This is a genomic window from Hyphomicrobium sp. 2TAF46, from assembly GCF_052114865.1.
GTDB lineage: Bacteria > Pseudomonadota > Alphaproteobacteria > Rhizobiales > Hyphomicrobiaceae > Hyphomicrobium_B.
Map to the genome: position 1 here is coordinate 12844 of NZ_JBFRFO010000008.1, position 25869 is coordinate 38712.

Here is a 25869-nt window from a genome sequence, read left to right on the forward strand (position 1 = left end):
TGGACGATTCAGCCCTCAAAGAGCGTATGGCCGGGCTCAAAGCGATTCGGAACCAGGCCAAAGCCGATGCCGAACGAACCCAGGCGCCGCTCGACAGCACCGGCAACCAGGCGATCACGCTGGATATGGTTGAAACCATCTCCAGGGCGGCTCGCGATGGACTGCGGCTGGAAGGAGGCGGCTATCGGCGGGATCACCTACGCGCCCTGGCGCAGCGCGTAGAGGTCGCGGACAGCGAAGTTCGCATCATGGGATCGAAATCGGAACTGCTACGCACGCTTGTTGCCGCTTCTAGCGGGAAATCGGCGGCATTCGGCGTTAGTGGTTTTGTACTGAAATGGCGCACCCGGCAGGATTCGAACCTGCGACCTTCGCCTTCGGAGGGCGACACTCTATCCAGCTGAGCTACGGGTGCCTTCGGCGAGACTGATAGCCCATTCGTCGATGGGCCGCAAATGCAGTCACCTGCGGCCCGGTAACCTATAAAGTGGACGGCGCACGTGTGGCGCCCGTGGCGCACCACACGCCTGCGACGCGTTCCGAGGTGCTACAACCCTCAGTAACGGCAGGGTTTGGCGACGACCACGCATTTCGCGAGCAGGATCGCGCCCTTCTTACAATCCCACTGCTTGCCTTGCGCGTTCCAGAAGTCGGAATAACGGGGGCCATAGAGGCTGCGGACCGTCCGTCTCCAGTTTTCGCGGGCCTCGATTCGGGCCTTTTCCGAACCCGTTCCGAGAATACCGGTCGCGGTCGCGACGCCCTCGACCGGGGCGCGGCAGCGAGGCAACGCGTTTGCCTCGACAACGCCGAAAGTTGAAACGATGGCCGCCGCAGCGGCGAGAAGGCCTGCAAATTTGACGGTCGTGCGCATGACAAATAGTCTCCCCATAGCGACGGTTTGCAACTATGCCGGCCTGCATCCTACATAGGTGCTGACGGACATCAGCCATGGGGCAGAGGCAGCTGTCAACGGACCGCCGGTCCCAATGGGCAGATTGATCCGCTAGCATGCGATAATGGCTGCGGTTTCGCCGGGAAACGTGTTTTCTGGGACAATCTCGCGACCTATTAATTGCCGCGCACGAAGTCATCCGGTCGGCCTCGCGCCATGGCCAAAAGAGCAAAGATGCAGCAGAAAAAAGTCGATCAACCGCCAGTCGAGGGCGCTGCGGAAAAAGTCCCGGTCATCAAGGGAAGCCACGTCTACCTGATTGATGGCTCGGGCTATATCTTCCGTGCGTTCCACGCGCTCCCGCCCTTGACGCGCCCGTCCGACCGGTTACCTGTGGGCGCCGTGCACGGCTTCTGCGCCATGCTCTGGAAACTCCTGCGGGAGTCGAAGGCATCCGAAGCGCCGACGCACATCGCCGTCATCTTCGACGCCGGGCGCGAAACGTTCCGCAACGATATCTATCCCCAATATAAGGCGCATCGTCCGCCGCCGCCCGAGGAGCTGCTTCCGCAGTTCCCGCTCATTCGCGACGCGGTGAAGGCCTTCAACGTCGCCTGCATCGAACTCGACCGCTATGAAGCCGACGATCTGATCGCCACCTACGCCAAGGTTGCCGTGGAAGCCGGCGGCGATGTCACCATCGTGTCATCCGACAAAGACCTCATGCAACTCGTCCGCCCCGGCGTCACGATGTTCGACGGCATGAAAGCCAAGCGCATCGGCCGCGACGAGGTCATCGAGAAGTTCGGCGTGCCGCCGGAAAAGGTCATCGAGGTTCAGGCGCTTGCGGGCGATTCGATCGATAACGTTCCGGGCGTGCCGGGCATCGGCATCAAGACGGCGGCAGAGCTTATTTCAACGTATGGCGATCTCGATTCCCTGCTGGCGCGGGCGGGCGAGATCAAGCAGCCCAAACGGCGCGAGAAGCTCATCGAATTCGCCGAGCAGGCGCGCGTTTCCCGTCAGCTCGTTCTTCTGAAAGAGGACGTGCCGCTCGAGATCGAAATCGCTGACCTGGGCGTTCGCGACCCGAAGGCCGATTCGCTTCTTGGCTTCCTTCGCGAAATGGAATTCAGCACGCTCACCAAGCGCATCGCCGAAGGTTTGGGCGCCGAGCCCCCGCCGCCGCTTGCGGTTTCGGTTGGCTCGAGCATCAAGCCCAAGCCGCAGGCGACGTCGGATCAGATCGAAGCGCTGGCTGAAGAAACGTCGTTCGAGGAAGCGACACCGGCAGCAGCCGTCGCCGCCGGAAGCGCAATCGCACGCGGGAAGGCGATCGACCGCACCAAGTATGAAACGGTCGTGACGCGCGCAGAACTCGAGAAATGGATCGTCAAGGCCCGTGCAGCAGGTTTCGTTGCCTTCGATACCGAAACCACCGACCTCGACGCGACGCGCGCCGGCTTGGTCGGCATTTCGCTGAGCGTCGCGCCGGGAGAAGCTTGCTACATCCCGCTCGGCCACACGGGACCGAGCAACGATCTTTTCGGCGGCGATGACAACCGTCCGCCCCAGCTTGCAATCAACGAAGCCTTGGATCTTCTGCGTCCGCTGCTCGAGGACGCGTCAGTTCTCAAGATCGGCCAGAACATCAAGTACGATGCACTGGTGATGAAGCGTTACGGCATCGCCGTGGCGCCGTTCGACGACACGATGCTGATTTCCTACGCGCTCGATGGCGGCCGCAACGCCCACGGCATGGACGTGCTCGCGGAGCGCCACCTCGGTCACGCCTGCATGACGTTCGCGCAGGCGATGGGCCAGGCTCCAGGCGCCAAGAAGTCCGAAAAGACGTTCGCTGCCATGCCTCTCGACAAGGCGACAGAATACGCCGCCGAAGATGCGGACGTGACGCTCCGACTCTGGAAGTTTCTGAAACCGCGCCTCGCCGCAGAGCGCGTGACGACGGTTTATGAGACGCTCGAGCGGCCGCTCGTTCCCGTCATCGTCGCGATGGAACACGCGGGCATCAAGGTTGATCGCGATATCCTCGCGCGGCTGTCGAGCGCGTTCGCGCAGCGCGCCGTTCGGCTCGAAGAAGAAATCAACGGGCTCGTCGGACACAAATTCAATCTCGGCTCGCCGAAGCAACTCGGAGAGCTGCTGTTCGACCGGCTGAAGCTGCCCGGCGGCAAGAAGACGAAGACTGGCCAATGGGAAACCCGCGCCAATCTGCTCGACGAACTTGCAGCCAATGAGGAACTCGACGGCGACGCCCGCCGGCTCATCAACACGATGCTTGAATGGCGCCAGATCTCGAAGCTCCGCTCGACCTATACCGACGCGTTGCCGGAGTTCATCGATCCCGCCACCGGCCGCATCCACACGAGCTACGCGCTCGCTTCGACGACGACGGGCCGCCTCGCTTCATCCGATCCCAATCTGCAGAACATCCCAATCCGCACGAAGGAAGGCCGGGAAATTCGCACCGCCTTCATCGCCGATAAGGGCATGAAGCTCATCTCGGCCGACTACTCGCAAATCGAGCTGCGCGTTCTCGCCCACGTCGCCGACATTCCGCAGCTGAAGAAGGCTTTCGCCGAAGGCCTCGACATTCACGCCATGACGGCGTCCGAAATGTTCGGCGTGCCGATCAAGGATATGCCGGGTGAAGTCCGCCGCCGCGCCAAGGCGATCAACTTTGGCATCATCTACGGCATCTCGCCCTTCGGCTTGGCGAACCAGCTCAGCATCAGTCGCGAGGAAGCAGGCGACTACATCAAGACCTATTTCCAGCGCTTCCCTGGCATCCGCGATTACATGGACGCAACGAAAAAGTTCGCGCACGAACACGGGCACGTCGAGACGATCTTCGGACGGAAGGTCCACTATCCCGAGATCAACACGAAGAACCCGTCGATGCGTGGTTTTCTCGAGCGCGCTGCGATCAACGCGCCGATCCAAGGCTCTGCCGCCGACATCATCCGGCGCGCGATGATCCGCATACCGGATGCGCTCGAGAAGGCGAAATTGGATACGGCCCGCATGCTGCTGCAGGTGCACGACGAACTCGTTTTCGAGGTGGCCGAAGCCGACGCACCGAAGCTGATCGAGGTCGCGCGCCGCGTGATGGAAACGGCAGCAGAGCCCGCCGTCAAACTATCGGTGCCGATCCACGTCGATGCGAAAGCCGCAAACAACTGGGACGAGGCGCACTAATCATTCGCCGGCGGCGGAAGGCGGATGCTTGCCATTCGCACCGTTGAGCGCGCCGTTCGTTGCGGGCGAACGCCAATCGGGCGCGACGTCCGGCGCATCCTTCAGCACGCGGTAGGGCTTCGGCATGCGCGTCGTCTGGCTGCCGGTCAGCCGCTTGTAATTGATCGTCCGCATGAATTCGCGAATGCGCGGCTGAATTTCCGTGCGCCAGCGCGTGCCGTTGAACACGCCATAATGGCCGACGCCCTGCTGCACGTAGTGGACTTTCTCATCTTCGGGAACGCCGAGGCAGAGATCGTGCGCAGCTTCCGTTTGCCCGAGGCCGCAGATGTCGTCACGCTCGCCTTCGATCGTCATCAGCGCCGTCTTTTGGATCGCCGAGCAATCGACGAGCTCGCCACGATGCATCAGTTTTTTGTCGGGCAGCAGATGGTCCTGGAACACCGTTTTGACGGTCTGCAGATAGAACTCGGCGGTCAAATCCATGACCGAGAGATATTCCTCGTAAAAGGTCTGGTGCTGGTTGACGCTATCGCAGTCGCCTTTGACAAGATTGTTGAAGAGGTCGACGTGAGCGTTCATGTGCCGCTCGAGGTTCATCGTCATGAAGCCCGTGAGCTGCATGAAGCCCGGGTACACCGGCCGCATGAATCCCGCATGCGGAAACGGCACGGTCGAGATGACGTTCGACTCGAACCATGAAATCGATTTCTGCGCTGCGAGGTCGTTGACCTTCGTCGGGTTGCGGCGCGTGTCGATGGGGCCGCCCATCAGCACGAGCGACGCCGGTTGACACGGTTCATCGCGCGCGGCCATTACCGCGGCAGCGACGAGCGCCGGAACCGCAGGCTGGCATACCGCCATGACATGCGTGTTCGTGCCGATGAAACGCATGAAGTCGATGAGGTAATCGACGAAGTCGTCGAAATCGAAATGACCGGCCGCAAGCGGCACGTCACGCGCATCCGCCCAGTCTGTGATGTAGACGTCGTGCTCGGGAAGCATGGCTTCGACCGTGCCGCGCAACAGCGTCGCGTAGTGGCCGGACATCGGCGCGACGATCAGGACTTTCGGGTCGTAGCGCTTGCCCGTTTCCGATTGGTCGCGTTCGAAATGGAGGAGATTGCAGAAGGGCTTGGAGAGAACGACGTTTTCGCGGATGGGGACTGTAAGTCCCGCGAGCTGCACGCTCTTGATGCCGAATTCGGGCTTTCCGTACCGGCGCGTGATGTTCTCGAACACCTCGCATGCCGCGATCATGTTCTTTCCGGCGGCCGTGTAGCTCATGGGGTTGAGGGGCCATCCGAGCGTTTGACGGAGCGCCTGCACACCGAATCGGACAGGGGACATGAACGCATGGGCCATTTCATAGGCGTAATAGTTCATATCGGTCGCAAGTCCTTGTGTTAAAAAAGGATTTCCTACTGTCCGTTTGATCGCATGGCAACACGTTGTTGCTGCACTGCGTCAGTATAGAACGAATATACATTGTCACAATCTAGAAAAGCTTTGCTTGCCTAATGATAAGGCAGGCTTATGCAGGAAAGGTACACTTGCAGGCAGCATGTCCGCTTGCGCATTTCTGCTGCGTCGCATCAATCAGATTGACGCGCGCCCTTCACGGATAGTTCCCGGAAGACCACAAGGCAGAGTGCAGCGAGAACTCGGAGCAGCATGTCGTCAGACCCGTCACCGTCATCAGCGACAATTTTTCACCGCTCGTGGGTCCGGCGCTTTGTCGACGTTGCGCCCGGAGAGATCGGGGCGCTTCTTGCATCGTTCGCGATGTTCTTCGCATTGCTGTCTGCCTATTACATCATTCGGCCCGTACGCGATGAAATGGGCGTAGCGCTTGGCAAAGACTCTCTGCACCAGCTTTTCACCGTCGTCTTCGTGGTGATGCTCGTTCTCGTGCCGCTCTTCGGTTTCGTCGCCACGCGTTTCCCGCGCCGCTATGTGCTTCCCTCGATCTACGTCTTCTTCGCCGCCAACCTCGTGATCTTCTGGCTGGTGCTGAAAGCGTCGCCCGAGGATCGTTGGGCAGCGGGATCGTTCTTCGTCTGGGCAAGCGTCTTCAATCTCTTCGTCGTGTCGCTCTTCTGGAGCCTGATGTCCGAGCTCTGGTCGCACGAAGAGGCGACGCGGCTTTACGGCTTCATCTCCGCCGGCGGCACTGCTGGCGCACTCGCCGGCCCCTTGGTGACGCAAGGCCTGGTGCGGATCTTCCAGCCGGTCGATTTGATGCTCGTGTCGTCGGCGCTCCTGGTCGCCTCGATGCTGGCGAGCTTGCAATTGCGCCGTCTGCGTCCGGCGGAAGCGAAGGGAAGCGCAGAACCCGCCGGCGGCGGCATACTCGACGGTGCAATGAAGGTGTTCACGAACCCGATGTTCGCGCGCATAGCGCTTTTCATCTTCATCGCGAACATCATCGGCACGTTCTTTTATTTGGAGCAGGCGCGGCTTGTCGCGGCGTCGATTGCAAACAGCGCCGACCGAGTGCTGTTCTTCTCCAGCCGCGACCTCGCCGTCAGCGTCGTCACCTTCCTGATCGAAGTGTTCGGCACCGCTCGGATTTTGCGCCGCTTCGGCGTGACGGCCGCACTGCTCGCGTTGCCCGTGACCGGCGCGATCGGCGTGCTTTTGCTGACGTTCGACGCGGCCCTTTGGATCGTCGCCGCCGTGATGGTCGCCGAACGGATCGTATCGTTCGCGCTTGCCAATCCGGCGATCAAGGTGATCTACACGCTCGCCACGCCCGCGGATAAATACAAGGTGCAGAATTTCATCGACACGGTCGTATTCCGCGGTGGCGACGCAACGTCCGGATGGCTTTATGCGCTTGCTGGCGGCAGCCTCGGATTTGCCGGAGGAGCAACCGGCGCAATCGCCGTCCCGATGGTCGTCGCGTGGCTCTGGATCGCGAGGCGCCTCGGCGCCAATCACAAGGAGCGCGTCGCCGAACTTTCCGCTGGCGACTGAATCCCGTTACGTCACGGGAGAGCACTGCGGTTGAAGGCAGCGCGCAATCCGTCGTTCAATTAGCGTCCACCGCGACGAGGAGGACCGCCGCTCGTGCGCGCAGCGCCCGTCTGTTCGCCGCCGCCAGCGCCCGGACGACCGTCCTTGTGACGGAAGTTGATGCGGCCCTTGGTCAAGTCATAAGGGGTCATCTCGACCGTCACGCGGTCGCCTGCGAGAATGCGGATGCGGTTCTTCTTCATGCGCCCCGATGTGTAGGCAATCACTTCATGCCCATTGTCGAGTTTCACGCGACAGCGGGCGTCTGGCAGAACTTCGTCCACCACGCCCTCGAACTCGAGCATCTCTTCTTTCGCCATTCGATCTCCCGAACTTCTTTGTTTGATAACCGGATAAGAAAAGCGGGGAGCAGCCGAGCTGCTCCCCGCATGAGTGGAGTGGCCTCGAAAACCTTAGAGCGGACGGAGGTTTACGGCAGCGATCTTGCCGTTACGTCCACGCTCGGTTTCGAAGTAGATCTTCTGGCCTTCGCGGAGCGACTGAAGACCGGCTCTCTCAACTGCGGAGATGTGAACGAAAACGTCGTTTCCACCTTCTTCCGGCTGAATGAAACCGTAGCCCTTCTGGCCATTGAACCACTTCACAGTCCCGTTCGACATCAATTGCCTCCAAAGCAAACATGCACGCTCCGGCAGAATGACCGGAGTGAATCAAATCGCGCGATGGAGACGTCTTAGGGCAGGCGGTAGCGCTGTCGAAGAGTAAGCCAAGGCGTGTTCGATGGCGACCTATATGCCTTGCAAATTCAAGAAAGGCAAGATCGTCGCAGGCGGCCGGAGGGCTACCGGAACATGCTTCAGAGCCCTGAAATGCATGCTCTTTCACCATTCTGTCGACAACGCCTGATTGAAAATAAGGCGTACTGCACGGACCGCCTCGAGCCCTCAGGTACGCCCGCTCGGACGGTTAAGAGCCACGAACCGAGCGCCGACGTCGACATGGATATGGTCCATGTCGTTGTAAGTCATGGTGCCCCCGTTCTTATGATTGGCGATCAGCCATTGCACCACTTCGGCTTTCCGTCCCGGAACGCGGAAGTCGATCGCCTGTCCCGATGCATGCTTCGAGGGATGGTTCGTGCCTGCGATCTTGGCGCCGGGACGGCAGGTCGACACGATCTGGACGTTGTTGAACTTGCTGCGGATTCGCGCGAGGAGGTTACGTGCTTCCGATGTCAGGCACGTGATGCTGTCGCCGGTCGATCTGACGTTGCGGCTGGTCATCGCCCGGTCCCTGAGGCGGTATCCGTCGCCATTGTACGATCTTGCGTCGACCAAGCTCGGCGCCGTCGTTGTGGCAAGTCCAAGAGAAAGCACAGCAATAGTTGATCCCTTACGCATGGGAGGTCCTCGTGATTGATGATGTGAAATGGCCAATCGACGTCGGCCCGCTTCCATGCGGAGGCGGCTTGGGACGAGCGCGAAGCTCATGCGGCGAAGTGATTGGAATGGGCAAGGGACCGCGAGCGCCAGCCCCCCGGAGCGCCTCACGACCGTGATCTCGATGAGACCGGAGATGCCCTGTCGCCAAGGACAAGTTGCATCGTTTGTGCGGCGTCTACTGAAAGCCTGACGCGATCGGCCAAAATAAGGCGTGTTGTATCGCCCTGAGTAAAACCGTTGCTTCCCGCGAACAGCCCTGTGGCCGAAATCCGCAAATCGAGTATCGGGCCATGGCGTAGTTGGCAAAGGCAATGTAGCAAGGGGCGTGAGGGGCGCTTTGCGCAAAAGGGGATAGTCGGGGAAGGGGACGACCATGAATGTCTTGAAGAGTATCGTTTTGGGCTTCATCGCCGGGGCGATTGCGGCAGCCACCGCCCAGGAGGCGATCAGTTGGATATTCGTGCACTATTGGACTGGCTGGGACGCCGTGCCCTGGAGCACTGCACCTGTGCCGAGCCTGCTCGTGCCGACAGTCGAATTGCCTTGGATCGTCGGCACCGCATTGACCGGCGGCCTCTGGGGCGCGCTGTTCGGTCTGATCCTCGGTTGGAGACCTCAGGGCATGATGACCATTCGTGGCGCCATCCTCGGCCTCTTCGGGCCGGGCCTCATCAGTGCGTTTATCGTGATACCTTATCTCGCGCATCGGCCGTCGCCGCTGCTCGAAGGCAACCTCGACGTCAGCCAGGTCGTCCCGATCCTCTGCATTTCAGCCGGCTTCGGCGCAGTTGCGGCTTGGCTGTATGGCCTCTTCAGCTGGGGTCGCCTGCCCTGACATAGGATCCGATAAGAGCCGGAACGACGTTCCGGCTCTCGACGGCGCAACTCGCAATCGGCGCGGCGGCCATGCTCCGCACGCGGTCGAATTTTGCCGGCAACGCGCCGAGGCGCCCGAGACATTTGCGCCGTCAAGCGCCCGCCTCACTGGCGGTTGTCCTGCGGAATGCCTAAGTTCAAAGGCGTGGCGCCAGGAACGCGGCGGCCGAACAAAGGACATCCGTCGTGAAAACACCTTTGGTCGTCATCGGCATCGCTTTTGCTATGGCCGCGGTCGCTGCAACTTCGCAGGCATCCGCCGGCCACGCTGCAAAGAGCAAAGAGAAAGGTTGGCGTGCGCCGCCGCCGTACGAACGCGCCGAACGCGATTGTACGCCGATCAACGGCCGTTTCGGATACTACGGCAATCCCTGGTGCGACACCGGCTCGAGCCGTCCGCCGGATATCGAATTTCGTGAGCGTCACAGGCTGCGGTATCGCTAAGCTGCGAAGTGCCCGGAGGGTTTCCTTTCGGTTAGTCGCTCGCTCTCGCCTGCGCGCGCGCTTTCAGCCGATCGAGTAGCCAGACACGCACGGCGCTCGAAAGCCCCGCTTCGCCGCGCCCCTTGTCGATGGAGCTGATCAAGTTCGCGATGGTCGTGCCGTCTTCCGCGGCAGCTTCCTTCAGTGCGATCCAGAACGCCTCCTCGAGCGAGACCGACGTTCGATGCCCCTGGATCGAAAACGAGCGCTTCTCAGGCCTCATTTAAGAGGCTGTGCCGGGATCGATATCGTCGCTGTCGTCGGAGCCGCGATTGTCGTCGCGCCGCGCCCTGTCGAGTTCCGTCTGGGACTTGCGATGTTGCGCGTCGGCCAGACTGCGTTCCGACTTCGATTGCCCGAACTTAATCCGGTTCTCTTGTGCCTCGCGTTCGCGGTCGGCGCGCTCGCGGGCTTTTCGGACCTTGTTGAGATTGATGATCTCGGCGGTCATAAAATGCACTCCGCAAAGGATGCAAATCACATCCAGAGTTTCGGCCATTTTATCTGCAGCAATGCAAATCCGTCAAACGGCGACGCGGCACTCGCTGCAGCAAGCGCCGTTCGGTCGCGATAAGGGCGTCAATGTAAGTCTCTCCGCGAATGCATCGAACATAGCAGAGAGTGCCGAAAATCGTTTGCGTCACTCGGGACCGATCATCTTCTCCGGCCGGACGATCTCATCGAACTCCTTGTCCGTCACATAGCCGCCGCCGACGGCTTCCTCGCGCAGAGTTGTCCCCTTCTTGTGCGCAGTTTTGGCGATCTTGGCAGCATTGTCGTAACCGATCTTCGGAGCCAAAGCCGTGACGAGCATCAGCGAACGCTCGAGACCCGCCTTGATGTTGTCTTCCCTCGGCTCGATGCCGGCGACGCAATTGTCGGTGAACGATACCGACGCATCGCTCATCAAGCGGACGGACTGCAGGAAGTTGTAGGCCATTACGGGATTGTAAACATTGAGCTCGAAATGTCCCTGGCTGCCGGCGAACGAGATCGCGGCATTGTTGCCGAAGATCTGAATGCAAACCTGCGTCAACGCCTCGCACTGTGTCGGGTTAACCTTGCCCGGCATGATCGACGAGCCCGGCTCGTTTTCCGGCAGCGAAAGCTCGCCGAGGCCCGAACGCGGACCCGAGCCCAGCAGCCGGATGTCGTTCGCGATCTTGAAGAGCGACGCGGCGACCGTGTTGATGGCGCCGTGCGAGAACACCATCGCATCGTGCGCGGCGAGGGCCTCGAACTTGTTGGGCGCGCTCTTGAACGGAAGCCCTGTGATGGTCGCGATGCGCTCGGCAACTTTCTCCGCGAAGCCGATGGGCGCGTTGAGACCCGTGCCGACAGCCGTGCCGCCCTGGGCCAGTTCCATCAGCGCCGGAAGCGTTTGCTCGATGCGCGCGATGCCGTTCTCAACTTGCTGCGCATAACCTGAGAACTCCTGGCCGAGCGTCAGCGGCGTTGCGTCCTGCGTGTGCGTCCTCCCGATCTTGATGATCTTGGACCAGGCGCGCGCCTTGTCGGCGAGCCCCTTGTGCAGATGATGAAGCGCGGGCAGCAGGCGGTGATGGATCTCTTCGACACACGCGATGTGCATGGCCGTCGGATAGGTGTCGTTCGACGACTGGCTCATGTTGACGTGATCGTTGGGATGCACGGGCTTTTTCGAGCCCTGCTCTCCGCCGAGCATCTCGATCGCGCGGTTCGAGATGACCTCGTTGGCGTTCATGTTCGATTGCGTGCCCGAGCCCGTCTGCCAGACGACGAGCGGGAAGTGCGCGTCCAGCTTGCCGTCGATGACTTCCTGCGACGCCATGACGATCGTCTCGCCGATTTTCCGGTCGAGCCTGCCGAGCCCCATGTTTGTCTCGGCCGCGGCGCGCTTGACGACGCCGAGCGCGCGGACGATCGGAGCGGGCTGCTTCTCCCAGCCGATTTTGAAATTGCCGAGGCTGCGCTCCGCCTGCGCGCCCCAATAGCGATCGGCCGCGACTTCGATGGGGCCAAAGGTGTCGGTCTCGGTGCGCGTCTTGGTCATGGTGTGCTCAGTCCCGTTGATGGTTCGCGGACGAAAATTTTCGTGCTTCGTCGCGCATGGGGCGCGCTTTGTCGAGCATTTTCATACGCCACCCGTCATCCTCGGCCGAGCGCGGCCGCGCCGCGTCGAAGGCCGGGGATCCAGCGGAAGACTTGGTCAGAAGACGCAATAACGAGCCTCCAGCGCTCCTGGCGCTGGATCCCCGAACGCGCCTCGCTCCGCTCACGCGTTCGAGGATGACGAAAATCTCTCCCTCTCCCCATTCCCTGCACTCGAATGGGGAGAGGGCCGGGGTGAGGGGCGGCAACAAATGCCGGCGAATGGGTCGCCCCTCACCCTAACCCTCTCCCCGCTTGCGGGGAGAGGGAAACCGCGCGCATCCGCCCGGCGCGACGGCAAGCGTCCACGGCGGCCGGCTCGCGGATCTCGAACAGAGAAACAACAAACGCGATCGGCGGCCGGCTCCCCGGAGGGGAGTCGCCGATCGCAAACAAAAACTCAAAGGGACGGGGCAGCGTGGCCTCGCTCTTTGCAAATGGTTTAGGGATGCGGACCAGCGCCGCCCCGTGCATGCCAACTCTCCGCCTCGGCTCCGGCCCTTGCGTCCGTCGCCTCTCGTATGAGTGCGGACCACCGATGAACGGCGATCCCTGAGCCGTCGAACCCGCCATCCGCCCCCGCATCTCCTTTCGAGAAGGCGTTTCACCGCGCCGCCTCCTGAGAGGCCCAAGCGCGGCAGGCAGCGAACCCGCGGCATACCGATTTCTCCGCGCGACCCCGCATGCTCTTGTCCACACACGTCTCGCGGCACGAGCTCATGCCCTTTGTCAGCGTGGCAAGATGCGGAGAAGTATGCGGGCGCGGGCGCGGGCGAGAGCGGGGATAAGTTTCGGCAGCGAGATTGGTGGAATGGTTAGTGGGGGCACTATGGGCCAATAGGGCCAATGGCCAATTTGAGTCGCCTTTGGACGGTTGAACCCTTAATACTCCCCCACATTGTTGGACTCGCACAATATCTGCATCTGATGTCTCACAGACCCGGTCATTTGATGGAATATTATGGAGTCGATCCGCGATCACTCCCTCCACCTACCCATTTGCCGCCGCCGAGCAGTGATGTGCGAGCGCCGCGAGAGGTTTACGAAGAAGTGTGCTTAGATTTCGCTGCTCGTTTCAAAGGCGAAGGGTTTAGGTATTTCAAGAGCAAGAAGTCGATAAGCAAGACGCAGGGTGATCTCACCTTCGTGTTAAAGTTTGACACCTCTCGATGGAACATTCGCGGGATAAACGTACGCTTTTCGCCTAGCGTAGAAATTTACTCATCAGTTCTCGCAGATTGGCGCCGTCAAAGGCGAATCTTTGATGGCCATGGGCCGTTCAACGCAGCAATATGGTCTGGCTTAGCTTGTGGCGGCCTAAACAATATTTTGACCGAAACTGTGGGTCGAACTTACCCGGTCTCGTGCAGCTGGAATGTAGCTTACATCGAAACAAGGGGCAGGATTGTCGACGATATCGAAGCCTTCATTCGTGAGTATGTCCTACCCTATTTTGAGTTCTTCTTGGATCGAAAGAACGTGCTGGAAGCGTTGATTGTTGGCGACAAGGACTGCCGGGGCCTAACGAGCATTCCTGGCCTCGATATTACCGAAGCTATCGAGTATGCGCTCTGCTTCGGAACGTTGGAGCAAGCGAGCGCCATCCTGCATCGGCGTAAGAAGCTGCTATCGAACTTGACGGGGACAGAGGTCGAGCAGCGGTTTCAAACATTCAGGCAAAAGGGCCTTTCGCGGCAGGTTCTCAATGGACCGGGTTTTGCCGACGAAATAAGTGAGATCAGGAGGTATTGGCAGGTTTAGTAATCATTGTTTGGATCAGACGCCTATGCCGAATTACGACTGCTCTGGACCAGAAGCTGCCGTTTATGTCTGGAGCTTTCGGACAGTTTGTATGCGGTACGCTTTCCGACGGCTATAGCAGTCAACTGGAAGCCGATAAATGCAGAAGCAGCGCCGCAATTGTAAACACCGGCGGCAACACAAGCGACCCGTTGCCGTATAGGGCGAAGAATAACGCCGCTAATGCGCAACCAAGCGCGAAGGCCACGACGCTCAGAAGCATGCTGGCGAGGCGCGGATTGAGCTTTTGACGGGCCTCAGGTGGCAGACCCTGGACGACATCGGCCAAATCCAGCATGAGCTGGGTCGTCGTGCCCGTCATGATCGTCGATGGCGGAGCCGACGAAAGGTGCATTCGGTGCAATCCGTTCTGCAGGGCCATTGCGACCACAAGCGACATGCCGGTCGCAAATGCCATCGGCAGATCTGCATCAGGGAAGGGGCCGAACTGGAACGCCAGAAACGCGGCGATCGTTAAGGCCGCGATTTCGATAAGAAGAAATATCGACAGGGCAGAAGACTGCAACCGTCCGAGACGATAATGGGCAAGCCGGGCAGCGAAGATCGCAAGACAAAAAACTGGCAACGCCATGAGTTTGGTGACCGCGCCAGAAGTGCCATGCAGAAGAGAGGCGGCGAGAGTTACAAAGTTGCCCGTCACGTGGGATGTGAAGAGTCCGTGCAGCGAAAGAAAGCCCGCCGTATCCACGTAACCGGCATTGATGCTCAATACGATGGGCAGGTTTAAAAATTTCCAGTTCATATGACACGTCTCATTCGAGCAACGCTCGCTAAAGGCACGACGCCTGCCTGGACCGCCGGACCGACTGGCTCGCCGATCCAGATCTAAAGGCGGCAAGCTCGTCGAGGTCCCGCCGGACTTGAAAGAAGCAGACGACGTGGCGATGACGTTCGACATCCTCGGCAGCTTTGAGGTCGTATCTCATGCCCTTTGTCTGCGTGGCAAGATGAGCGCGAGTATGCGAGCATCTGCGCGTGCGGGATAAGTTCCGACGAGAAACTTCGCGAATGGCGAGCGGCGTTAGGGGAAAAAATGCTCGAAGGATCCTGTCATTGCGGCGCGGTGCGCTGGACATTCGCAGGCATGCCGGAATCGGCAACCGCCTGCAATTGCACGGTCTGCAGACGCTACGGCGTGCTCTGGGCATACGATTATGAAGGCGAAGGTATCCACGTAACGGGTCCGACGAAGGCCTACGTTCGCGGCGAAGCGACCAGCTTTCATTTTTGTCCCGAATGCGGGTGCGTCGCCTATTGGCGCGCTCTTGCTGTCAGCGAGGGCGGGCGTCGCCGCATCGCGGTCAATCTGCGCCTCACGGAGCCGGATGCCGTTGCCCCAATTCCCATCGACCATTTCGATGGGCTCGTGAGTTTTGATGATCTGGCCCGCGATGGGCGGTGCATTCGGGATTTATGGTTTTAGCAAGCTCGCTCGATGCGTCGCGGCTTTCTCCGGCGTTGTTTCCCCGTCCAGTCATTCGGGCAAAGGCCGGGATCTACAGCAATGTGCGACGCGTGCACACGTGCTGAGCGCCCGGCCGCGATCCGCGGCTGCCGCACTTGAAAACAAACTGCAGGCGGAGCCAAGGCGAACTATTTCGTCGTGTAGCCTCCGTTGACCAGGATCGTCTGCCCGGTCATCCACCAGCCGTCCGAGACCAGGAAGCGGATCCAAGGAACGATGTCCTCGATGTGGGTCAGGCCGGTTGGGGTGAAGGCCGAAAGGGCGGCGGCGGTCTTGTGGTATGCGACGGCCTCGGCGCCTTCGGCCGGATAGAAGAAGGGCGTGTCCATCGGACCTGGGCCAATGGCCGTGACCGAGATCCCGCGTGACCCGAATTCCTTTGATGCCGCCCGCGTGAAGTGTTCCACGGGAGCCTTCGTGCCCGCATATGAAGAATAGAACGGCGTGTATGCGCCGAGCAGAGACGTCACCAGAGTGCAGATCTTGCCGTTGTCTGCGACGTGCTTGCCTGCCTCTTTGAGGAAGAAGAATGCGGCCTTGGCATTCACCGCGCTCATCTCATCGTATTCCGCTTCGCTGATCTCCGCGATTGGCTTCTTCAGAACCTTGCCCACGGTGTTGATCGCAATATCTGGCTGGCCGACGCCGCGCACGACGTCTGCGAAAAGTTTCTCGACCGCGCCCGCCGATGTGAGATCGGCCTGAAACGCCACGCATTCGGCGCCTGCAGTCTTGATTGCGGAAACGGTCGCCTCGGCTTCGGCCTTGCTCGAGGCGCTGTTGTAGTGGATCGCGATCGCCTTCGCGCCCTGCGCCGCGAGATCCCGCGCGATCAGCCCGCCGAGATTTTTCCCGCCGCCTGCGATAAGTGCGGTCTTTCCTTTAATGCCGTGATCAGTCAAGGGGCCCCTCCTGGCTTCAAACGCAGCCACGTTGGCGCGCTTTCCACTGCGGAAGATATCGTCTAAAAAATCGATATAAACCCATGTTTTCTGGCATGACATGTCAGAATTGGCGAACAATTGAAGGGGGCGCCTTTGGACCGCATCGACCGGTTTCGCATCTTCACGCGCGTCGTCGATTGCGCGAGCTTCACCCGCGCCGCAAATACGCTTGATCTGCCGAGGTCGTCGGTTTCCGCAGCCGTTCAGGAACTCGAAATGCGGCTTGGCACCCGGTTGCTCAACCGCACGACGCGGAAGGTCTCTCCGACCCACGACGGAATAGCGTTCTACGAGCGCTGCACGCGCCTGCTCACGGATGTCGAGGAGGCCGAGACACTCTTCTTGAAGTCCACCGCGCTTCCTTCCGGAAAATTGCGGGTCGACGTGCCGGGCCGCATTGGCCGGATCATCATTGCGCCGGCGCTGCCCGAGTTTCTCGATCGCTATCGTGACATCGATCTCGAGATCGGCATGACCGATCGCGCCGTCCATCTTGTCGAGGACAATATCGACTGTGCGCTGCGTGTCGGGCCCCTCCAAGACTCTGGCTTGATTGCGCGGTCGATCGGAGAACTGCGTCTGATCAATGTCGCGAGCCGAGCCTACATCAAGGACCACGGCAGGCCCCGCTCGCCCGACAGTCTGCAGAAGCACTGGGCAGTGGGCTATGCATCGCCGTCGACCGGGCGCGTCGATGATTGGGAGTGGACGGAGAATGGTGAGCTTCGTTCTTGTCCGGTCCCCCGTCGCGTGACGGTCAATAGCGCGGAAGGCTACATCGCCTGCTGTCTCGCGGGTCTGGGCCTTATCCAAATCCCGGCCTACGACGTGAAGCAATATCTCGCTTCAGGCGAGCTTGTGGAGGTGATGCGAGACCATCGGGCCGCGCCCATGCCGATCGCTCTCATCTATCCGCATCGCCGGCATCTCTCGCGCCGGCTGCAGGTCTTTACCGACTGGCTGGAAGGGCTCCTGAAAAAGGAAATCGTTGTCTAGCAGGCGGCAAGTTGAGCGCGAGTAGGCAGAGCAAGCTCAAGGTCCTGGAGCGGCGAAAACAGTGCCTCGCGTCCTCCATATCCAAAACCGGCGCTGCGCTGAGCATCACAATGCTGTAATAGGATGTCGTCAGACTAATTTTGTCGGTTGATCGCGCCTGAGGCCTCAGATGAATCGTTTGGCAATCATCGCGTCAGGTATCGGCGTCGCGGCGCTGTTTTCGACGGCCATCGCTCAGGAACGCACGCCGCCGGTTATGACCCAGCAAGAACTCGCCGACCTCCTGGCGAAGTTGAAGCAGTCGCCGCCGCCTAAACCCACACCCCTTTGCGCGTTGCTTCAACCGCCCGCCAACTGCCACCTGTTCGCGATACCGGATGTCTTGAAGCCGCTTCCGGGAGGCGCCGATCACACCTTGCCGGATTTGGGGCAGCAACAATTAAAGCCCGCAGTTCCCGCGCCGCCGCTCGCGGCGCCCGCTCCCGTCACCGTGGCATGTCCGAAAGACGAGCATTTTCACACCTGTCGCCTGATCGACGACCTCACCAGCGTAGGTCCGGGACAAGCGGGCGTAACACTTTATCTTGGCGGCAGCCGCTCGGCCGAGCTGAGCAGACGCGCAGCCGAGGGATTGCTCACCTCGGGTGAGGTGAAGGGATTGCTCAGCGAGAAGACCATCGGTCTGTTGCCGAAGGCCGTCGAAATATCTGCAGCGGACCGCGCTGTTGGTGCGCTCGCGAGCTCCGGCATCGCCAAAACGGGTCGCGGAGCGGCGGTCGTCGGCGTGGCGCTCATGACCTACGCGGCATACGAGTATTTTTTTGGCAAGGATGAGAAGACCGAGGATCAAGCGCCGCCGCCGAAGTGAAAAGGAAAACCGTAATGCTCGCATCGCGTCATTCTTTTGACCCAGTTTGCCTATAAGGGTGTCGTTGCGGGATATCTGAGAATTGCGCGACGGTGTTCAAAAGCACACCGCGTTTGCGAGCGTATCCGGAGCCCGCTATGCGTATTCTTCCCCTTCTACTATTGGCCGCGCTTGCGGTCATTTGCGTTACTCAGACCAGCACCGCGCGATCTGTCGTCGACCCATTGGGATCGCAACAATCCCTTGCTGCGCCGGGAAATATCTTGCCGGCCTTCGTTTCACCGGGAACCCTCGGGGCATTTCTGACGGCAGTGCGTGAGGCAACTTTCATCACGTCGGAAAGCCGTACGGCTGCGGAAGCCATCAGCGCCAGATTTCTCGACGACGCGCAGATCAGGCGTGACGTTTCTGAAAGCCCGGAACCTGCAAGCCAAGAGCCCGCAAGCCCGGCCCCTGCCGCAACGTTGGCAAATAGCGACGTTCATCGACCCTATATTTTCGAAGCTGCCCTTTTCGAACCAAGTCCTGTCCAACCGGAGAGCGCTTCTCTCAAGCACACGAAAAAACAACGACGCCTTGCGCGGCGTACGCAAACACAGCGGCCCCTTGCTCGGAGCTTGGAAAATGCACCGCGTCCAGTCCGGCACCGAGCCCCTCGTGACTATGGTCAACTCTCCAAAGCTGACCTTCTTTGGTTGAACGGATAACTGAGCATCGAAAGCCATTTAGGATTCATTTCAAGGGCTTGGATATGTCGGCATCTTACATTCAAATTTCCAATTTCACCGCACATGCAATCGACATGGAATACGATGTCGAGAGGATCATGTGGCGTAGCGTGGCCGATGGCGAGAATCGGCGAGGAAGCACCCTGGATCAGGATCGCGGAACATCTTTGCTGCGAATGATGTGCAGCGAGTTTAAGGAAGCGCTCCGGGCGATGCAGGGTCACGTCATCCTGTCGAACGCGCTGCGCAAACGTCAAAACCTCGCGCAAATTCATTTGTTCGTCGGCTACGGTGGTGGCTTTTCTGAAGTCCTGCCGGTCGACGACATCGTGGCCGAAGTCATCAAGGAAGGCGCAGCTGGCGACGGCGATCTCAAGATTCTCTGCCATTGGAATATTGATCGAAATGGGAGGACGGTCTTCCCGCATCAGCCCGGCCGCCTGATGGAGGTGGAGCGGGTCATCAAGCTGGTTCACTTGCAGCAACGAGCTGGAGAACTCATTGCTCTAGCGAATGCATGCGCGGCGGAGGCGGATCAAAAGGGCGGAACTTGGCTTCGAACGCGCGGACAAGATAATCCTGCCTTGGTTCAGCGATAACGCCCGAGATGCGCATGTTAAGACATCGCAGGTATGGACGCCCTCTCTTCTAGCCGGCGCTGCCGCATTGAATTTTTAAAAATCTCGGGTAGGCACCGTTAAGGGCTTCATTTCATCGGCCGACCGGGCGGGAATCGTTTGCCGAAGCTTCGCGGCATGCCAGACCGCATGCAGGTGATGTCCTAGCGTTGCGCTTATGAACCAGCCCCACAACGCGAGCGTGAAGGGCAGGACGATCCGCGCGCTTTTGAAGATGATGGCGTCGATAACGACTAGGCCGACCGTCGCTACGCCGAGGCTTAGAAAATCCACGCGACGCCGCCAAAAGTACCAGCCGAGCGCAAATCCCAGGAGAGACAACGCCGCGAGCAGAATCTCCTGCTGTACTGAATTTAGCGCGAAATATCTGCGTCCATCGATGAGCTGTGCCACGATGTTCGCGTGGATCTTGACTCCGAGCATATTGCTGCCGGTCCAGAGCGACAAAGGCGTGCGATGCCGGTCAAGATATGGATACTCGCCACTGATGAGGACGATTTTCCCTTTGAGACCTTTTGCTTGCTCTTTCGCGCGACCGATAGTGGCCGCGTCCATGCCAGTGTCCTGAAAGAGTGTTTCGGCGGGTACCGTCCCGAACGGATCAAGGTTGGCATTCGGGCCCAGAAGCCACGCGATGCGCGTAGGGTTCGGATGGTCAATGGGCTTCACAGCCTTCGCAACAAGCAGGGCAAAGCTTTCGGGGTAATCGGGATCGGCCGGCGCTGCGGTGTAGCGGACGACATCATCCTTCTCATGCAGCAGTTCATTGTAGCCTGCGCTCCGGCCCGTCGCGATTAGAAAGCGCTTCTGGAAATCAAACTCCGGCGTCGTGAATTGTGGGTAACGACGATCGATGGCGCCGATGACAACCGGTGACCTTGCATCACGGAGCGCACTTATCAGGTCTGTGTCCTTATCGGTCGCCTTGGCGAAATAGAAATCTAGTCCGATAGCGGCCGGATTTGCGGCATCGACTGCCCGTACAACTTTAGCGATCAAATCGCGCGGTGTCGGCGAGGTATAGGGATAGCCTTCGAGTGTTTTGTTGTTGATGAGGACGACAAGAATCTCTGGATAGTCTGCGGCGGTGCGATCGGAGAGGAGCACTGTGCGCCAGTCCGCCGTCCAAGGCTCGATCGTCAAAATTTTGGCGCGCAGAGGAGGATAAAAAAGTGCGACGAGCGCCACAGCGCAAGCGACGCAAATAGCGATGGAGACCTTTGGCAGCCGAGAGCACCCTGCTTCTCGATTGCTCATTGCACGTCCATCGCTTTCACCTCGGTGCTCATCGAGACCCACCGCTGCGGCAACGTAGACACTCCGATTTGCGGACGTCCTTCAGATCATGGAGGTGGCGATGCCGGCTGGGGGCCTGGAGGCCCGCCGGGATCGGCGCCAGCTGATCCGAGCGTCAATGCGCTCGCACCCAATGCCAGAGAAACAATAAGGATTAGGCGTGCGATGACAGTCTTTTCGAGGCGCATGAGCACTCTCCCGTATTCTACTTACTTGTAGGTTAGGCGACTGACTGTGCACCAAACGCTACGAAGCAGACGGAATGCTGTCAACGAACTTTCCGTACACGTTTCAAATGGTCGGGAGGAATGTGCAGAAATGTATCGCCTTGAATGGGGGCTCTTTGGTGGACCGAGGTCTTCAAAGTCGTAATTAGCTGTCCGTATGAGTGTTCCGCTTCGGGTCCTGAGCAGTCGGACGGGCTTCAGCAAACGCCTTGAGCTCTAGCCCACCACCCGCGCCGAGGACCAACACGCGGCCATTGGAAGGCGTCCCCTCCGCGAGCAGCATCGTCGACGATAAACCAGCGCAGATGGGCGATATTCTCGCCTAGATTTTCGCCGTCGATGGCGATGGAACCAACCACCTTGTCTCCCTGGGGGCATAAGGTTTTACTCCGCATAAGTCTTGCCCGGCACTCCGGGCCGTCGGCTGGGTGGCAAATGCGGCACGCTTTCCAGTTCCTTTCGGGAGAACCGGCTTGCCGCAGCCCGATTCTGTTGTCCGAGGCCACGCGCTCAACTAGTTTCCAGACGGGGATGACTCATTTTTTGGAGGGGCAAATGCGTTCTTTGAAACTAGGCTTAGCCGCCGCGGCGGCCTTCTGTGCACTTTCGGCAACGGCTCAGGCTGATTGCGTCAAGGTCGGAGCGGTCGGCGAAGCTGTGACCCACGATATCGCCTACCTCTTCTCGACGCACGGTCTTGCAAACGTCATCTATGGGCAGGGCCGCGTGGGCAAGGGCCCGGTCCACACGAAATGCGATGACGGCTCAGGCATGACGACGTGTCACTCCTCGCAGATGGCTTGCAAGGTGACGACACCCAAGACCTGCTTAGGCGCTTGGTTGTGCGCCCCGTTGTGACCCGCTGCTTGGCGTAAATGAAGAATAGCGCGACTTCGGAAGAGGGCTTCGATCCGTTTTAGGGACGCTTCGTCCACTGGGTCGGAAAAGGATTGTAGGCCAGCGGTGAAGTTCATCGCGTTGGGCCCAACCTTTTTCGACCCAGAACGCTTGGCGACACCGAGTTTAAAGTTGCGATCGTCTTTGCAGAGAACGCAGTCATTCGTGCTCGGTCGGGGATGCGGGCCGTTCGCTGGTAAACGGACGTAGCCCATTCGTCTGCTAAGGGCCAGAATCGGCATAAGCGACTTTAGGCCGATCTGGGCATCGCAATGGGGTATGCAACGGCAACCGTCGCGATACGTGATCAAGGCGGTGGCCTAAAAGGCGCCTCAAGGTGCGAATATCGGCACGGATACGGGCACAGTTTGCAACAAATTACGTCAGCATGAGCCGGCTGCGATTAATCGCAATATCGATGTCTGTGCTGATCCACGCCGCGATCGGTGACTTCATGCTGGCTTCGTCGCGGAAGTCCGTCGCAGATGCGCTCGACCTCGGGCAAGGCGTCGACATTGTACTTGTCGAGCAAGGTATCGCGGCCGAGGGACTTGTGAATCTCGGCGACGCGATGCAGACGATCGAGCCGGCTAAAATTTTCCCTCTTCGACCGCCGCCCCAATCGGCTGAGGTAAAGCCGGACGAGTTGCGCGACGTCATTTCTTCGGATGCGAGCAGTGTCGAGGAAGTCGTGGTCAACACGCAAGAACTGCCGGCGCCTCCCAAGCCGGATGCCGTGCAGGTCAAGGAACAGCGGCCGCCTCAAGCTGCGGTCTTCACTGAGGAAAGTTCCGGCCCGGCGAAGACAGGCGCCGATGCGAAAGCGATCGGTATCTATCTTGGCCGGATCCAAAAGCACGTTGAGCGCGCGAAAGTGAGCCCACCGTCGCGGCGGTCCGGAACTGTCGTCATGCGCTTTACGATCGGTCTCGACGGCAAGCTCTTGTCGCGAGAGGTCATATCAAGCTCGGGCATTAAAATACTCGATGACGCCGCCGTAGCCGCACTCGACCGGGGGGCACCTTTTCCTCCGATCCCGCCGAAAGTCAGCCTAAGCCCCATCTCACTTACGCAGCAATTCACATTTGAGGCGATGCTCGTAGGTGGAAGATCACCTCGCTCACGCAGGTAATAGACCCTGTCCACAAGCTTGCTTTTCGCCGGGATCGATCTTCGGGAGGCGAGTTCGGCCCGGGATCAGGAGCAGCGGGAGCCAACGCAATCAGTTGGCATAGGCCAGCCATCCTCTGAAGCTGAAGCCTGCATAGAACAGGCTGACGTTTGAAAAGCCTGCTTCGGCTAGCAGTGCTTCTTCTTCCTGCGGCGCCAGTATCGAGAGCCTCGTGGCAATGGCATGCCGGGAGTTTTCGAGCCGAGCCGGGTCCGTTACGTCCGGTGATCCGAAGGCGACGTGGCGAGCGATCCATAGAGACCGTTCCGGTTCGCCCTGCGGAAAGCTGATGTGAGCGACGACGAAGGGAGCACCGGGCTTCAGGCGGCGATGAATCTGCTTGAGCGTTGCGAGGCGCTCGTCGCGAGGGATGAAGTGGAACGTCAGCAGCGACGTGGCGGCATCGAACGGGCCCGTCGGCGCGCTGTCGATGTAGCCTTGATGAAGGCGGACGCGGGCAGCATGTGGGCGAACTGTTTGCTCGGCCAATCGCAACATGTCGGCCGAAGGGTCTATGCCATCGAACGACCAGCCAGGACGGGCTTCAGCAAACGCCTTGAGCTCTAGCCCACCACCCGCGCCGAGGACCAACACGCGGCCATTCGAAGGCGTCCGCTCCGCGAGCAGCATCGTCGTCATTCGGTGCAAGTCCGCGAAACCAGGTACCTGGCGAGGCGGACCATCGGCGTAAGCGTTGACGGATTGTCCGGAGAACGGAGGCGCGTCCATATACTACCTTTGGCTCGGTCTCGGCCGGATATGATGGGCGAGGATAGAACTACAAGACAAGGCAGTTTGACCAGTGCTTTCGGACAAGGCTCCTTGGGCTGAATGCTGACGACGCGTTCGGCCCTCGCCCCACATGTCTCGCCGCACGGCGGGGAGAAGTTTCGGCGGCGCAGTTTGTGGGACGGTTTGCGGGCGGAATTACATTTGCTCTGGGCCAGGAACTGAAGTCCGCACAACGGATTTAGCAGACTGAGTTCAAAGACCTATAATTCCGTCGGTCTGTTAATGGAGGCGCGAATGAGTACTTCGACCAGCTCCAAACATTCCCACTCTCCACATCCTCACCATCACGGACCGGGATGTGGCCATCTCGCGGTTCAGCACAAGGATCACGTGGATTATTTAGAAGGCGGCCACCTTCAGCACGTCGAAGGCAAAAAGGTTGTTGAGCACGTAATCGAGGTCTCTGCGACCAACCCTGACCGCTGCACGCCGAAACATCAATGCGGCGGACACGATAAAGACCACGTGCATGGACCCGGCTGTGGTCACGAGGCCGTGCCCCACGGCGACCATATCTGCTATCTGGTGAACGGGCATCTGCATCATCCGCACGGTGATCATTGTGATGACCATGGGCCATTAAGGTTGGTCTGAAATGGACGCCGGGTTTCTGCGGGCACGATTGCTCATCGCGTCGAGGGCCGAACGCTTGAGCGGCTGACGGCTCTTCGATGGGCTTGCGCCTCCACCGCTCCATATCGATCATATGGGCCAGGCTTAAGCTCGCTCGGCTCTTGCGACGGTCTTAGGGGCGCGGCCCGCTACTTCTTCCGGAACTGATCGAGGCTTAGGATCTTGGCGCCGCCTTCGGGAGGCGCTTCCTTCGCGGCCTCGGCGTCGTCTCCCTCCTTCGGCACGTCTTCTCCGGCGCGCGTTGCGGGTTCCGGATTGGGCGGTATCGAATGCTCGGACTTCACGGCGGCCAGCGGCGGCGTGCCGGCGAGCGCATCCTTGTCGCCACGCGGCTTGCGCGACGATCGCGGCTTTTTGGTTTGCGTGCGCGGAACGTCCGTCGCGTCGCCCGTGTGCTCGTAGGTGGCATCCGCAGTCAGTGCACGCGGAACCGGCGGCGCATCGCGATCGCTGGCTTCCTCGTCGAACTGCAGGCCGTAGCGCACGCTCGGATCGATGAAGACCTTGATGGCGGCGAAGGGAATGACGAGCCTTTCAGGGATGCCGTCGAACGTCAGCTTCACCTCGAAGCGGTCATCGGACACGATCAGATCCCAGAACCGGTGCTGGAGAACGATCGTCATCTCGGTCGGATATTTTTCCTTCAGCCGCTTCGACAGGATGACGCCCTGCGCCTGGGTGTGGAACGAGATGTAGAAATGGTGCTCGTTGGGCAACCCGGTCTTCACGACCTGTTGCAGAACCGCTCGCACAACGCCCCGCATCGCCTCCTGTTGCAGCTTTGCGTAATCTATGGACGGCCCCGATGCCATGCCTCAGCCTTCAATAGCTAATTCCTCGCCTGACCTCTGAAATCAGATTTGCCGTCCCGTCAAGTCCAAGTGCCATGGGACCCCGCGAGGAACGGAGTAAAAGAAGTGGAGGGCTTCTGTTGCCCGGTGCCCTCCGGACCGCGCCTTATCCGGCTAGGGATAAGGGCTTCAAGTTCAGGCTAGTCGCGCTGCATTACGCAGCGAGAGCGGCCTCAGCATAGTTGTCATTGGCAACTATTCTGTATGACCCGATAACGGTGGTATCATGCCGGGCAAAAGCTAAGTCCTTTACGCCTTCGTCGATCCTATTTCGCCCCCAGCAGATGCCGCCTTGTTCGCCCGATGTGCGAGGAAAGGCGGCATATGGTGGAGGCGCCGGGTACCGCCCCCGGGTCCGATCGGCTTATTACGACCGCGTTTATCGCCATAGCTGGCAGAGCCAGCACCCTGAATATAAGGCGCAATCCTTGCGAAAAAAAGCGTTTCGATGCCTATGCTCGTGTCCTGACGTGGAAATCTGTTGCCGGCGGGCGACGATTAGACAGGGAGGGGCCGAA

The 25869-nt window shown here is 59.8% G+C and carries 26 protein-coding genes, 1 tRNA gene, 1 other RNA gene and 1 pseudogene; 11 read left to right on the top strand and 18 right to left on the bottom strand.

Going from position 1 to position 25869, the window contains the following annotated elements; all coding sequences use genetic code 11:
* Window positions 1–8: 8 nt before the first annotated feature.
* The 3 genes from AB4Z24_RS16715 to AB4Z24_RS16725 all read right to left on the bottom strand — a co-directional run bounded on the left by AB4Z24_RS16715 (window position 9) and on the right by AB4Z24_RS16725 (window position 874).
* Window positions 9–197 carry a hypothetical protein gene (locus tag AB4Z24_RS16715; RefSeq protein WP_441710093.1) on the bottom strand — a complete coding sequence of 63 codons (189 nt, stop codon included), beginning with the start codon at window positions 195–197 and terminating at the stop codon, window positions 9–11.
* Between the two features lie 141 nt (window positions 198–338).
* A tRNA-Arg gene (locus tag AB4Z24_RS16720) sits at window positions 339–415 on the bottom strand.
* A 141-nt stretch (window positions 416–556) separates the two neighbouring features.
* Complete coding sequence (locus AB4Z24_RS16725) at window positions 557–874, bottom strand: hypothetical protein (RefSeq protein WP_441710094.1); 318 nt, start codon at window positions 872–874, stop codon at window positions 557–559.
* Window positions 875–1129: 255 nt separating this feature from the next.
* Here AB4Z24_RS16725 and polA point away from each other — a divergent pair, with 255 nt between their 5' ends.
* The gene (gene polA, locus AB4Z24_RS16730) at window positions 1130–4114 is read left to right on the top strand and encodes a DNA polymerase I (protein ID WP_441710096.1); all 2985 of its coding nucleotides are present in this window, start codon (window positions 1130–1132) and stop codon (window positions 4112–4114) included.
* Here the strand turns inward: polA and AB4Z24_RS16735 are convergent, their stop codons facing one another.
* Window positions 4115–5500, bottom strand: a complete 1386-nt coding sequence (locus AB4Z24_RS16735; protein ID WP_441710098.1) for a polyhydroxyalkanoate depolymerase — start codon at window positions 5498–5500, stop codon at window positions 4115–4117.
* A gap of 288 nt (window positions 5501–5788) precedes the next feature.
* Between AB4Z24_RS16735 and AB4Z24_RS16740 the strand changes: the two genes are divergently transcribed.
* Complete coding sequence (locus tag AB4Z24_RS16740; protein ID WP_441710100.1) at window positions 5789–7093, top strand: NTP/NDP exchange transporter; 1305 nt, start codon at window positions 5789–5791, stop codon at window positions 7091–7093.
* A gap of 59 nt (window positions 7094–7152) precedes the next feature.
* On the opposite strand, the gene infA is transcribed toward AB4Z24_RS16740, so the two are convergent.
* The 3 genes from infA to AB4Z24_RS16755 all read right to left on the bottom strand — a co-directional run bounded on the left by infA (window position 7153) and on the right by AB4Z24_RS16755 (window position 8493).
* Window positions 7153–7452, bottom strand: coding sequence for a translation initiation factor IF-1 (infA, locus tag AB4Z24_RS16745; RefSeq protein ID WP_441710102.1), 300 nt, complete (start codon window positions 7450–7452; stop codon window positions 7153–7155).
* Window positions 7453–7545: 93 nt separating this feature from the next.
* Window positions 7546–7752, bottom strand: coding sequence for a cold-shock protein (locus AB4Z24_RS16750; RefSeq protein WP_013214405.1), 207 nt, complete (start codon window positions 7750–7752; stop codon window positions 7546–7548).
* Window positions 7753–8037: 285 nt separating this feature from the next.
* Entirely contained in the window at window positions 8038–8493 is a 456-nt protein-coding gene (locus AB4Z24_RS16755; protein WP_441710104.1) for a D-Ala-D-Ala carboxypeptidase family metallohydrolase, read from the bottom strand.
* 415 nt (window positions 8494–8908) lie between these two features.
* Here AB4Z24_RS16755 and AB4Z24_RS16760 point away from each other — a divergent pair, with 415 nt between their 5' ends.
* Both AB4Z24_RS16760 and AB4Z24_RS16765 read left to right on the top strand, forming a co-directional pair.
* Complete coding sequence (locus AB4Z24_RS16760) at window positions 8909–9370, top strand: hypothetical protein (RefSeq protein WP_441710106.1); 462 nt, start codon at window positions 8909–8911, stop codon at window positions 9368–9370.
* A 227-nt stretch (window positions 9371–9597) separates the two neighbouring features.
* Window positions 9598–9855 (top strand): hypothetical protein, encoded by a 258-nt coding sequence (locus tag AB4Z24_RS16765; RefSeq protein WP_441710108.1) that lies wholly within the window; start codon window positions 9598–9600, stop codon window positions 9853–9855.
* Between the two features lie 31 nt (window positions 9856–9886).
* Here the strand turns inward: AB4Z24_RS16765 and AB4Z24_RS16770 are convergent, their stop codons facing one another.
* From AB4Z24_RS16770 to fumC, 3 genes are all read right to left on the bottom strand, one after another.
* Window positions 9887–10117, bottom strand: coding sequence for a ribbon-helix-helix domain-containing protein (locus tag AB4Z24_RS16770; protein WP_441710110.1), 231 nt, complete (start codon window positions 10115–10117; stop codon window positions 9887–9889).
* On the bottom strand, window positions 10118–10345 hold the full coding sequence (locus AB4Z24_RS16775) for a DUF4169 family protein (RefSeq protein ID WP_441710112.1): 228 nt from the start codon (window positions 10343–10345) through the stop codon (window positions 10118–10120).
* Between the two features lie 189 nt (window positions 10346–10534).
* Window positions 10535–11926, bottom strand: a complete 1392-nt coding sequence (gene fumC / locus AB4Z24_RS16780) for a class II fumarate hydratase (RefSeq protein WP_441710114.1) — start codon at window positions 11924–11926, stop codon at window positions 10535–10537.
* 1025 nt (window positions 11927–12951) lie between these two features.
* On the opposite strand from fumC, the gene AB4Z24_RS16785 reads away from it, so the two are divergent.
* The gene (locus tag AB4Z24_RS16785) at window positions 12952–13785 is read left to right on the top strand and encodes a DUF4304 domain-containing protein (protein ID WP_441710116.1); all 834 of its coding nucleotides are present in this window, start codon (window positions 12952–12954) and stop codon (window positions 13783–13785) included.
* Between the two features lie 121 nt (window positions 13786–13906).
* Here AB4Z24_RS16785 and AB4Z24_RS16790 read toward each other — a convergent pair whose 3' ends face one another.
* On the bottom strand, window positions 13907–14587 hold the full coding sequence (locus AB4Z24_RS16790) for a YoaK family protein (RefSeq protein ID WP_441710118.1): 681 nt from the start codon (window positions 14585–14587) through the stop codon (window positions 13907–13909).
* Window positions 14588–14878: 291 nt separating this feature from the next.
* Between AB4Z24_RS16790 and AB4Z24_RS16795 the strand changes: the two genes are divergently transcribed.
* The gene (locus tag AB4Z24_RS16795; protein ID WP_441710120.1) at window positions 14879–15268 is read left to right on the top strand and encodes a GFA family protein; all 390 of its coding nucleotides are present in this window, start codon (window positions 14879–14881) and stop codon (window positions 15266–15268) included.
* A gap of 170 nt (window positions 15269–15438) precedes the next feature.
* Here AB4Z24_RS16795 and AB4Z24_RS16800 read toward each other — a convergent pair whose 3' ends face one another.
* Window positions 15439–16212, bottom strand: coding sequence for an SDR family oxidoreductase (locus AB4Z24_RS16800; RefSeq protein ID WP_441710122.1), 774 nt, complete (start codon window positions 16210–16212; stop codon window positions 15439–15441).
* Between the two features lie 135 nt (window positions 16213–16347).
* Here AB4Z24_RS16800 and AB4Z24_RS16805 point away from each other — a divergent pair, with 135 nt between their 5' ends.
* The 3 genes from AB4Z24_RS16805 (at window position 16348) to AB4Z24_RS16815 (ending at window position 19445) form a co-directional block, all read left to right on the top strand.
* Window positions 16348–17250: a LysR family transcriptional regulator gene (locus tag AB4Z24_RS16805; protein ID WP_441710124.1), complete on the top strand. Its 903-nt coding sequence runs from the start codon at window positions 16348–16350 to the stop codon at window positions 17248–17250.
* A gap of 169 nt (window positions 17251–17419) precedes the next feature.
* Window positions 17420–18118, top strand: coding sequence for a hypothetical protein (locus AB4Z24_RS16810; RefSeq protein ID WP_441710126.1), 699 nt, complete (start codon window positions 17420–17422; stop codon window positions 18116–18118).
* A gap of 802 nt (window positions 18119–18920) precedes the next feature.
* Window positions 18921–19445 carry a hypothetical protein gene (locus tag AB4Z24_RS16815; protein ID WP_441710127.1) on the top strand — a complete coding sequence of 175 codons (525 nt, stop codon included), beginning with the start codon at window positions 18921–18923 and terminating at the stop codon, window positions 19443–19445.
* A gap of 75 nt (window positions 19446–19520) precedes the next feature.
* Here the strand turns inward: AB4Z24_RS16815 and AB4Z24_RS16820 are convergent, their stop codons facing one another.
* Complete coding sequence (locus tag AB4Z24_RS16820) at window positions 19521–20741, bottom strand: CHASE2 domain-containing protein (RefSeq protein ID WP_441710129.1); 1221 nt, start codon at window positions 20739–20741, stop codon at window positions 19521–19523.
* Window positions 20742–21273: 532 nt separating this feature from the next.
* Window positions 21274–21360, bottom strand: a pseudogene (locus AB4Z24_RS16825) (MarR family transcriptional regulator); the annotation flags it as partial.
* 202 nt (window positions 21361–21562) lie between these two features.
* Between AB4Z24_RS16825 and AB4Z24_RS16830 the strand changes: the two are divergent.
* A complete protein-coding gene (locus tag AB4Z24_RS16830; RefSeq protein ID WP_441710131.1) occupies window positions 21563–21865 on the top strand; it encodes a hypothetical protein in 303 nt (100 codons plus the stop codon).
* A gap of 457 nt (window positions 21866–22322) precedes the next feature.
* Window positions 22323–23036 (top strand): energy transducer TonB family protein, encoded by a 714-nt coding sequence (locus AB4Z24_RS16835; protein WP_441710133.1) that lies wholly within the window; start codon window positions 22323–22325, stop codon window positions 23034–23036.
* 90 nt (window positions 23037–23126) lie between these two features.
* Here the strand turns inward: AB4Z24_RS16835 and AB4Z24_RS16840 are convergent, their stop codons facing one another.
* The 4 genes from AB4Z24_RS16840 to ssrA form a co-directional block, all read right to left on the bottom strand.
* Window positions 23127–23804: a class I SAM-dependent methyltransferase gene (locus AB4Z24_RS16840; RefSeq protein ID WP_441710135.1), complete on the bottom strand. Its 678-nt coding sequence runs from the start codon at window positions 23802–23804 to the stop codon at window positions 23127–23129.
* Between the two features lie 402 nt (window positions 23805–24206).
* Window positions 24207–24440: a hypothetical protein gene (locus AB4Z24_RS16845; protein ID WP_441710137.1), complete on the bottom strand. Its 234-nt coding sequence runs from the start codon at window positions 24438–24440 to the stop codon at window positions 24207–24209.
* A gap of 188 nt (window positions 24441–24628) precedes the next feature.
* On the bottom strand, window positions 24629–25312 hold the full coding sequence (locus AB4Z24_RS16850) for an SspB family protein (protein ID WP_441710139.1): 684 nt from the start codon (window positions 25310–25312) through the stop codon (window positions 24629–24631).
* Window positions 25313–25416: 104 nt separating this feature from the next.
* Window positions 25417–25795: a transfer-messenger RNA gene (gene ssrA, locus AB4Z24_RS16855) on the bottom strand.
* Window positions 25796–25869: the final 74 nt, after the last annotated feature.

Coding starts and splice junctions, on each gene's coding strand:
- AB4Z24_RS16725 (WP_441710094.1), bottom strand. CDS start 874: ATGCGCACGACCGTCAAATTTGCAGGCCTTCTCGCCGCTGCGGCGGCC.
- polA (WP_441710096.1), top strand. CDS start 1,130: ATGCAGCAGAAAAAAGTCGATCAACCGCCAGTCGAGGGCGCTGCGGAA.
- AB4Z24_RS16735 (WP_441710098.1), bottom strand. CDS start 5,500: ATGAACTATTACGCCTATGAAATGGCCCATGCGTTCATGTCCCCTGTC.
- AB4Z24_RS16740 (WP_441710100.1), top strand. CDS start 5,789: ATGTCGTCAGACCCGTCACCGTCATCAGCGACAATTTTTCACCGCTCG.
- infA (WP_441710102.1), bottom strand. CDS start 7,452: ATGGCGAAAGAAGAGATGCTCGAGTTCGAGGGCGTGGTGGACGAAGTT.
- AB4Z24_RS16750 (WP_013214405.1), bottom strand. CDS start 7,752: ATGTCGAACGGGACTGTGAAGTGGTTCAATGGCCAGAAGGGCTACGGT.
- AB4Z24_RS16755 (WP_441710104.1), bottom strand. CDS start 8,493: ATGCGTAAGGGATCAACTATTGCTGTGCTTTCTCTTGGACTTGCCACA.
- AB4Z24_RS16760 (WP_441710106.1), top strand. CDS start 8,909: ATGAATGTCTTGAAGAGTATCGTTTTGGGCTTCATCGCCGGGGCGATT.
- AB4Z24_RS16770 (WP_441710110.1), bottom strand. CDS start 10,117: ATGAGGCCTGAGAAGCGCTCGTTTTCGATCCAGGGGCATCGAACGTCG.
- AB4Z24_RS16775 (WP_441710112.1), bottom strand. CDS start 10,345: ATGACCGCCGAGATCATCAATCTCAACAAGGTCCGAAAAGCCCGCGAG.
- fumC (WP_441710114.1), bottom strand. CDS start 11,926: ATGACCAAGACGCGCACCGAGACCGACACCTTTGGCCCCATCGAAGTC.
- AB4Z24_RS16785 (WP_441710116.1), top strand. CDS start 12,952: ATGTCTCACAGACCCGGTCATTTGATGGAATATTATGGAGTCGATCCG.
- AB4Z24_RS16790 (WP_441710118.1), bottom strand. CDS start 14,587: ATGAACTGGAAATTTTTAAACCTGCCCATCGTATTGAGCATCAATGCC.
- AB4Z24_RS16795 (WP_441710120.1), top strand. CDS start 14,879: ATGCTCGAAGGATCCTGTCATTGCGGCGCGGTGCGCTGGACATTCGCA.
- AB4Z24_RS16810 (WP_441710126.1), top strand. CDS start 17,420: ATGAATCGTTTGGCAATCATCGCGTCAGGTATCGGCGTCGCGGCGCTG.
- AB4Z24_RS16815 (WP_441710127.1), top strand. CDS start 18,921: ATGGAATACGATGTCGAGAGGATCATGTGGCGTAGCGTGGCCGATGGC.
- AB4Z24_RS16820 (WP_441710129.1), bottom strand. CDS start 20,741: ATGAGCAATCGAGAAGCAGGGTGCTCTCGGCTGCCAAAGGTCTCCATC.
- AB4Z24_RS16830 (WP_441710131.1), top strand. CDS start 21,563: ATGCGTTCTTTGAAACTAGGCTTAGCCGCCGCGGCGGCCTTCTGTGCA.
- AB4Z24_RS16835 (WP_441710133.1), top strand. CDS start 22,323: ATGTCTGTGCTGATCCACGCCGCGATCGGTGACTTCATGCTGGCTTCG.
- AB4Z24_RS16840 (WP_441710135.1), bottom strand. CDS start 23,804: ATGGACGCGCCTCCGTTCTCCGGACAATCCGTCAACGCTTACGCCGAT.
- AB4Z24_RS16845 (WP_441710137.1), bottom strand. CDS start 24,440: ATGGTCATCACAATGATCACCGTGCGGATGATGCAGATGCCCGTTCAC.
- AB4Z24_RS16850 (WP_441710139.1), bottom strand. CDS start 25,312: ATGGCATCGGGGCCGTCCATAGATTACGCAAAGCTGCAACAGGAGGCG.